General features: G+C 59.7%; 4 protein-coding genes and 1 pseudogene. 2 read left to right on the top strand and 3 right to left on the bottom strand.

Annotation, left to right across the window (positions count from 1 at the left end; translation table 11 throughout):
• Window positions 1-164: 164 nt before the first annotated feature.
• The gene (locus E1297_RS05835; RefSeq protein WP_155135179.1) at window positions 165-1,040 is read right to left on the bottom strand and encodes a LysR family transcriptional regulator; all 876 of its coding nucleotides are present in this window, start codon (window positions 1,038-1,040) and stop codon (window positions 165-167) included.
• Between the two features lie 97 nt (window positions 1,041-1,137).
• Between E1297_RS05835 and E1297_RS05830 the strand changes: the two genes are divergently transcribed.
• Both E1297_RS05830 and E1297_RS05825 read left to right on the top strand, forming a co-directional pair.
• Window positions 1,138-2,697, top strand: coding sequence for a proton-conducting transporter membrane subunit (locus E1297_RS05830; RefSeq protein ID WP_155135177.1), 1,560 nt, complete (start codon window positions 1,138-1,140; stop codon window positions 2,695-2,697).
• A gap of 16 nt (window positions 2,698-2,713) precedes the next feature.
• Window positions 2,714-5,092 carry a YbcC family protein gene (locus tag E1297_RS05825; protein ID WP_155135175.1) on the top strand — a complete coding sequence of 793 codons (2,379 nt, stop codon included), beginning with the start codon at window positions 2,714-2,716 and terminating at the stop codon, window positions 5,090-5,092.
• Between the two features lie 106 nt (window positions 5,093-5,198).
• Here the strand turns inward: E1297_RS05825 and E1297_RS05820 are convergent, their stop codons facing one another.
• Both E1297_RS05820 and E1297_RS05815 read right to left on the bottom strand, forming a co-directional pair.
• A complete protein-coding gene (locus tag E1297_RS05820) occupies window positions 5,199-7,295 on the bottom strand; it encodes a molybdopterin-dependent oxidoreductase (protein WP_155135173.1) in 2,097 nt (698 codons plus the stop codon).
• 133 nt (window positions 7,296-7,428) lie between these two features.
• A pseudogene (locus E1297_RS05815) lies at window positions 7,429-7,635 on the bottom strand (hypothetical protein); the annotation flags it as partial.

Genomic DNA, 7,635 nt, shown 5'->3' with positions numbered 1-7,635 from the left:
CAGGGGCTGTCCACAAATGGCAATGCCGGTCAAACAGCTCCGGAAGATCGACACCCGTTCCCACAAAAGCAGAAGATTCTTAGCCGCCTTCCTTAATCTCGCAGGCGCACGCATCTGGTTACGCGACTTTTTTAACGGGACCAAATTGGATATGTCATTCGGGGTCACGCCAGGCTCAACACCTCGGAAACGAGGGGATTCGGGAATTTTCGGCTGATCGTAACTGCTGCAAACGTTTCTCTGATGTCGCTCAGCCGGGCATACTCAACGAGACGGCCGGCCTCCAGTTCGTCCTGAACGACGATGGGGGGGATGACGGCGACACCGGCATCGGCACGGGCGAGCAAACGCAACATTGCCATGTCGTCGGCCTCCGCTGCTATCCTGGGAACGATGCCGAGCCGTTCGAGAAGGGCATCAAATCCCGCGCGCAGTGATGTCTCGGGTGTCGGCAGAACAAGCGGCTCCGTTTTCAGTATGTGGCGGACATTGCAGAGACTATCCGGCAAACGGTCCGGAGTGCCAATGAGGCTGACAGGTTGGTCGGCGATGTTGCGGACAAGGAACGGGCTGGAGGCGTCTCTGGCGGGAATGAGATTGGTCAAAACGATGTCGAGCGACTGCGCCTCGAGATTGCGCAGCAGCACGTCCTGCGTCCCTGACCGCAAAATCACCTCGACATCGTCGCGCCCGACAAGCGGGGCAACAAACGAAATCTGAAAGTTCCGCGACAAGGTCGCAAGCGCCCCGATCCTCAAGGCGCGGCGCTTCGTTTCGGCGCGTTGCAAGGTGGCAGTCAGGTTTTCGGCCGCCCGGAAGATCTCTTCGGCATGATCCAGGGCGATCCGGCCAGCTTCCGACAGCACAAGATTTCGTCCACGGCGCTCGAACAGATCGTGACCGAGGGCCGCTTCCAGCGCCTTGATCTGCGTCGAAACAGCCGATTGCGAGATGTTCAAGGCATTCGCGGCCCCTGTCAGGGTGCCATCACGTGCAACGGCTCGAAACAAACGAAGATGATGAAGGTTAAGGCTCGACATCGTTCCATTATATCGAATGATTTTCAATATTATATGTAATTTTATTCAAATTCATCATGGCCTAAATGACGGTCGAGCCCCGGAATGGAGAAGTCCCATGGTGTTTTCGATGTCGTTTCTCGTGCCTGTCATCGTTCTGGTTGCAGCCCTGTTTGCCTGGCGCCACCCGGGGCGCCGCCCGAAGGGTTTGCCGCAGCTTTCTGAGCGCGTTGCACTCGCAGGGCTGACGCTTGCTGTCCTCGGAGCCATCCAGTTTGCAATGACCGGCCCGGCCAAGCTCGCCGTTTCCGCGGGGGCCGCCTCCTTAAGTCTTGCCGCCAATTCCGTCAGTGTCGCTCTTGTGGTTCTTGTCGCGTTCATCGGCTGGGTCGTCATGCGCTACAGCCGGACCTATCTTGACGGAGAGGCGCAGGAAGGCCGGTTTCACGCGCTCATGCTTGCAACGCTGGCCGCAGTACTGGTGTTCGTGCAGTCCGGGAGCCTTGCGGTTCTCATTCTTTCATCTGCCTTGGTCGGTTTGGGACTACGGCGCCTTTTGCTTTTTTATTCCGGACGCCCCGAAGCGCGCCGGGCAGCCACGAAATTCGCCCTCGTCTGGCATGGTGCGGATTTTGTGCTGGTCATTGCAGCGCTGCTGCTCGCCGCAAGCTATGGAACAGGTGATCTCGCCGGGATCATGGCGGCTGCGTCCGGCACCGACCTGACCTGGATGCCATCCCTTGCAATCGCGCTTGTGGTTCTTGCCGCAGCTATGAAAACCGCGGCCTTTCCGCTGCACGGATGGCTCACCGAAGTCATGGAGGCGCCGACGCCGGTGTCCGCATTGCTCCATGCTGGGATCATCAACTCGGGCGGTGTCCTTCTGATATCGCTGGCCGGAATTGTGCAGCTCAGCCCGGGCGCCATGGCTGCACTGGTCATGATCGGAGGGTTTACCGCGCTTTTCGGCGCAGCCGTGATGTTGACGCAAAGTGCGGTGAAGACTTCGCTCGCGTGGTCGACCGTCTCTCAAATGGGTTTCCTGATTTTGCAATGCGGGCTGGGTCTTTGGACGCTAGCGCTGCTGCATATCATTGCTCACTCCCTCTACAAGGCCCATGCCTTCCTGTCTTCAGGCGGAGCGGTGCAGGCTGTCGCAGGGCTCCGGCGCCCGGGTCCCATCGCGGTTCCAAGCGTCGGCGCGGTTTTCAAGTCTTTCGCACTTGCGCTTGCGCTCTACGCAACGATAGCAGCTGTGTTCACGGTCTTCATGGGATCGAAAAGCCCACAAGCGCTGGCGCTTGGCACAATCCTTATTTTCGGGGTCGCCTATCTGATCGCACAAGGTCTGGCCGACCTTGCGCCAGCGGAACTGACCAGGCGGACAGCCTTGGCATCCTTGGGAGCTGCGGTGGCTTACTTCACTTTTCAAGCCTCCGCGCAAGCCATTTGGGGGCCGGCCTTACCGCCCGCACCGGCGCCTGAACCCTTGGAGTGGGCGCTCATTGTGCTTGCAGTTACCTCCTTCGGGCTTGTCGCTTTCGCGCAGGCACTGTTCCCGCTTTGGGCACATCACCCGTCAACCGCCGGGCTTCGTGTCCACCTTGCAAACGGCTTTTACCTGAACGCTTTGCTTGACCGGGCCATTGGCGGCTTCCGCACTGCGAAAACAAATTGAGAAAAGGGAGCGTCCCATGTTTATAAAACACTCGCAGATCGTACCGTCCTTCCTGTCAGCGATCTTGAAAGCTGCAGAAGATGCGGCGAGGCGTGTTCCCCCTGCGTTCCCTCTTGAGGCAACCGTTGCGGTCAATCCCTTTCTGGGGCAGACAGAGGAGGATCTCGCCACTGCATCGGCGCGGTTGCAACGGGTCGCGGGCGTTCGGGCGACACGCTCCGGCGCCGGGTATGCTGCTGCCATTGAAACCGGCCAGATCTCGAATGCAGCGTTGGAAGAGGCACTGTCGTCTTCGACCTCGCCTCTGAAGCCCAAAGATTTGCCTGCACTGAAAGCTTTTGCGACCGATGCCGCTCCCAAAAAGCTGACAGCCTTGCCAACGGTTGCAGATCTCGCTGCCGAAAGCACAGGGCATGACTGGCCTTCGATCATCGAAAAAACCATTGGTGTTTGGGCCGCAGGACAGTTCGACCGGGGGCAAGCGCTTTGGTTGCCCGCCCCCGGATCGGAAGCTTTTGCCTCCTGGCGGGTTTGGGCCACCCATGATCTCACGCCGGAGATTGCAGGATTAACCGGGTTTTGCGCCCATGTGGCGGCTGCCCCGGACACTACGGAACGAGCCATTCTCAGGGTAGCTGATGCACTTGGTCTGGATGAGGTTGCCGCCGAAACCGTGTTTCATCGGTTGTATATGGATCTGGGCGGCTGGTCGCAGCATGCGCGCTGGATTCTGTGGCAAGCCGAACTGAATGGGCAGACGGACCGGACACTGGTTGATCTCTTGGCGGTCCGGTTGATCTGGGAGGAAGCCCTTTTGGTCCGTTTTCCGGAGTTGGGCGAAAGGTGGGCCGAAACAGTCGCCGCGCATGCGGCACCCGTTGTGCCTTCGGAAGAAGATGTTGCCTTGGCAATCCTGCAAGAGGCTTCGGAGCGGACATATCAAAATGGTCTGACGGCAATACTGGACGGACCCTGCGCATCGCCAAAGCGTCCAGCGCTTCAGGCAGCATTTTGCATTGACGTGCGGTCCGAAGTCTTCCGCCGTGCGCTGGAGGGCGTGGATCCAGCGATCGAAACCATAGGGTTTGCCGGGTTCTTCGGCCTGCCACTGGCCCACAAGGCCCATTGTTCGGATGTCACCGAGGCGCATCTGCCGGTGCTTTTGAAGCCCGGCATCGAAACAGCCAGCCATGCGGATGCGGCGAGCGAACAGAAGGCCCGGATTGCCGCGCGCACCACACGGGCCTGGGGCCGGTTCCGTCAGGCTGCCGTTTCCTCCTTCGCTTTTGTTGAGGCCGCCGGGCTGTTCTATGCCGTGAAACTGCTGCGGGACGCATTGGGACACGGGCATTCGACGGCCACACCGTCTCCTGCGCCGCATGTTGTCGGTGAACTGGATGCAGCCCAAAAAGCGGACACCGCTGCGGCTGTTCTTGGGGCCATGAGCCTGACCCGGAACTTTGGAGAGATCGTTCTGCTTGCCGGGCACGGTGGGCATGTGACGAACAATCCGCATGAAAGCGCTTACCATTGCGGAGCCTGCGGGGGGTACACCGGTGAGGTGTCGGCACGTCTTCTGGCAGCGTTGCTGAATGATCCCGAAACCCGGGCGGGCCTTGCCCAAAAGGGAATTGCCGTGCGCGAAGAGACGCTCTTTGTGGCTGGGCTGCACAACACGACCACAGATGTTGTCACGATCTATGAGGACGGGGTGCCCTCCGGTCGCAGCGGAGATCTGCTTCGGTTGAAAGAATGGTTAAAGAAAGCCGGAAAGGTTGCGCGCGCCGAGCGTGCGCCCGCCTTGCCCGGGGCCACTCCCGGCACCGTTACGAACCGGGCACTCAACTGGGCCGAGGTCCGGCCCGAATGGGGACTTGCCAGGTGTGCGGCCTTTATCGCGGCCCCGCGAAAGGTTACCGCCGGAAAGGACCTTGGCGGCCGATCTTTCCTGCATAGCTATGACTGGAAGGCGGATGAGGGGTTCGCCACACTTGAACTGATCATCACCGCGCCCGTCGTCGTCGCCAGCTGGATCAGCCTTCAGTACTACGGGTCCTCGGTGATGCCCGGCATGTTTGGTGGCGGCAACAAGCTCATTCACAACGTTGTCGGCGGGATCGGCGTGATCGAAGGCAATTCGGGACGGCTGCGGCCGGGCTTGCCATGGCAAGCCGTGCATGATGGCGAAAAGCTGATACACGAACCCCTCCGCCTAACTGTGATGATCGAAGCACCGTGTGAGGCGATCGCAAACGTCCTGGAACGGCACCCCGAGGTACGTGATCTCTTTGATAACGGTTGGCTGCACCTGTTCGCACTTGCGGACGGGAAGGTTCAGGCCCGCTACCGTCCGGGCCTCGTGTGGGCAATTACCGAGCAGACTCTCGCAGCATGAGTTGGCTACCGGAATGGCTTTCGATGTCAACAACACAAGAAGGCAGCAACACAGCCGCCTTCATAAAGGCCACACCCACCCGATGGATGCAGCCTGCCGCAAGGCTTTAAAGTGCCCTCAGCCACACCGCCGTGTCGTGAAAAGCTGCTCCGCCATAGGGCGCGACAGGGTCGGCGCCGGTGAGCGTGTTGATGCCACGGCCATCCTCGAAGGAGGCGTTTGGCCAGATCCCTTCCGAAATCACAGTGCCGGGCGCAACCGTTTCAAGATGGCGCGCATGCAGGGTCACCACACCGCGCCGGTTGCCCATTTTTACCCGCGCGCCGTCCTCGATGCCATAGAGTGCCGCATCTTCCGGACGGAGCCAGATTTCCGGGCGGCCTTCCTTCTTGCGTGAGCTCTCTGTTTCATTGAAGGAGGAGTTCAGGAAGGATCTCGCTGGCGCCGTCACCAGCCGGAACGGATGCTGCTTGTCGGTCTGCTCGATGCTGTCCCAGTGATCCGGTAGATCCGGCATGCGTGTCCATGGACCCATCGGATCACCACTGGGCTTGTTCGGGGCGGCCGAGCGGCCCCAGCCGGGCCGGAAATGGAACTTGCCGTCCGCATGACCAAAGCCATTCACGTAGTGGGCTTCGTCGAAATCCGGCTGCAGGTCAATCCAGCGCGTCGCTTCCATTTCCGCCAGCGTGCCATAACCGGATGCCTGGAGCATCCAGTCAATATGCTCCCGGGCACTCAGGGCGAACCCCGGGTGATGTCCTGCATCAAGACGCTTTGCCAGTTCATTTAAAACAAACAGGTTTTCGCGCGGACCGTCAGGCGCCTGCGTCACTTTCGGACCCAACATCAGATGCTGGTGGCCGCCTCCTTTGTAGATATCGTCATGCTCGAGAAACTGGGTTGCTGGAAGCACGACATCGGCCATCGCCGCTGTTTCTGTGATAAATTGCTCATGGACAACGGTAAACAGATCCTCCCGGGCAAAACCCTGCTTGACCAGATCCTGCTCGGGCGCAACAGAGACCGGGTTGGTGTTCTGGATCAACATCGCGGTGACCGGAGGGCCCCCGAGCAAAGCCGCTTCATCGCCGGTCAGGACCCGGCCAATCAGGCTCTGGTCGAGCGCTCGGGTCTTCGGGTTCTTCAATTCCGGCGCTTCGATCATCGACTTGTCCAGCTCATAGATCGCGCCGTTGTTGTGAAACACCCCTCCGCCTTCGAGCAACCAGCATCCGGTCACGGCCCCGATCGAGGCCGCTGCATGCATGGCGACCGCGCCATTGCGCGACCTGGTAAAACCATAGCCAAGCCGGAAATAGGTCCGCTTGACCTCTCCGATCAATCGTGCGGTCTCTTCGATCCGTTTGGCCGCGAGCCCTGTAATCTGCGAGGCCCATGCGGGTGTTCTGGACCCCAAATGCGCTTCAAGATCACGCGGACAATCGGTGTAGCGCTCAAGATAATCCCAATCCGCAAAGCCGTCGCGGAACAGCACATGCATGATCGCACAGGCCAGCGCGCCGTCTGTACCCGGCTTGATGATCAGGCCAAGATCGGCCTGTTTCATGGTTTCCGTCTCATAGACGTCGACCACGATGATGCGGGCACCACGCTTCTTGCGCGCCGTGATCGCATGGGTCATGACATTGACCTGCGTCGCAACAGGATTGGTCCCCCAAATCACCACCTGATCGGACTTTGCCATTTCGCGCGGATCCGGCCCTGCCAGCTTGCCCGTGCCTGCGACATAACCGGTCCAGGCCATATTGGTGCAGAAACTGTCAAACTGGAGCGAGTAGCCCTTAGCGTGACGGAAGCGGTGAATGCTGTCGCGCTGCACCAGTCCCATGGTCCCGGCATAGTGATAGGGCCACACCGTCTCCGGGCCAAACCGGGCTTCGGCTGCAAGAAACTTTTCCGCAATCAGGTCAAGCGCTGCGTCCCAGGAAATTTCCTCAAAGTGACCTTCCCCCTTGTTTCCGGTCCGGCGCAATGGCTTGAAAAGCCGGTCCGGGTGGTAAAGGCGCTCCGCATATCGGGCGACCTTGGCACAGATGACACCTGCGGTGTAGGAATTGTCCCGCGCACCGCGCACCCGGCCAATCCGGCCACCTTCGAACACCTCCACATCCAGCGCACATGTCGAAGGACAGTCGTGCGGACAGGCGGAAAAGGCGGTTTTTGGATGATGTTTGGTCATCTGGCTCGGCTTGTTCTCATTGAAAATTTGGGCGCCAAGGTCGCGGGCAACCGCGCTCCTGTCAAGACGATGGAGAGGGACCTTTGCCCGTCGACGGTGAAATTATTTTTTTGCAATGCAGACGGGCACCCTATGCGGTGTGGACAAGAACGAACAGCATCAATCCAGGCGCATCGGTTATAATGTACCGCTTGCGGCCGTAGATTTTCTTGTCGGCGTGATAGCCGGACGGTCCGTCGCTTTCCGTGGTTTTTGCACTTTGGCTTTCAATGACACCGGCCGCCGGTGTGGCCTCGCGCCCTTCCGTTTCGCGGGTAGTGTCAAAGATCTTTCGCACTTT

The sequence above is a fragment of the Roseibium sp. RKSG952 genome (assembly GCF_009711355.1).
This window is presented reverse-complemented; position numbering and strand designations above follow the sequence as displayed.

Excerpts from the sequence above, each read along its gene's own strand:
- E1297_RS05835 (WP_155135179.1), bottom strand. The coding sequence starts at position 1,040 with ATGTCGAGCCTTAACCTTCATCATCTTCGTTTGTTTCGAGCCGTTGCA.
- E1297_RS05825 (WP_155135175.1), top strand. The coding sequence starts at position 2,714 with ATGTTTATAAAACACTCGCAGATCGTACCGTCCTTCCTGTCAGCGATC.
- E1297_RS05830 (WP_155135177.1), top strand. The coding sequence starts at position 1,138 with ATGGTGTTTTCGATGTCGTTTCTCGTGCCTGTCATCGTTCTGGTTGCA.
- E1297_RS05820 (WP_155135173.1), bottom strand. The coding sequence starts at position 7,295 with ATGACCAAACATCATCCAAAAACCGCCTTTTCCGCCTGTCCGCACGAC.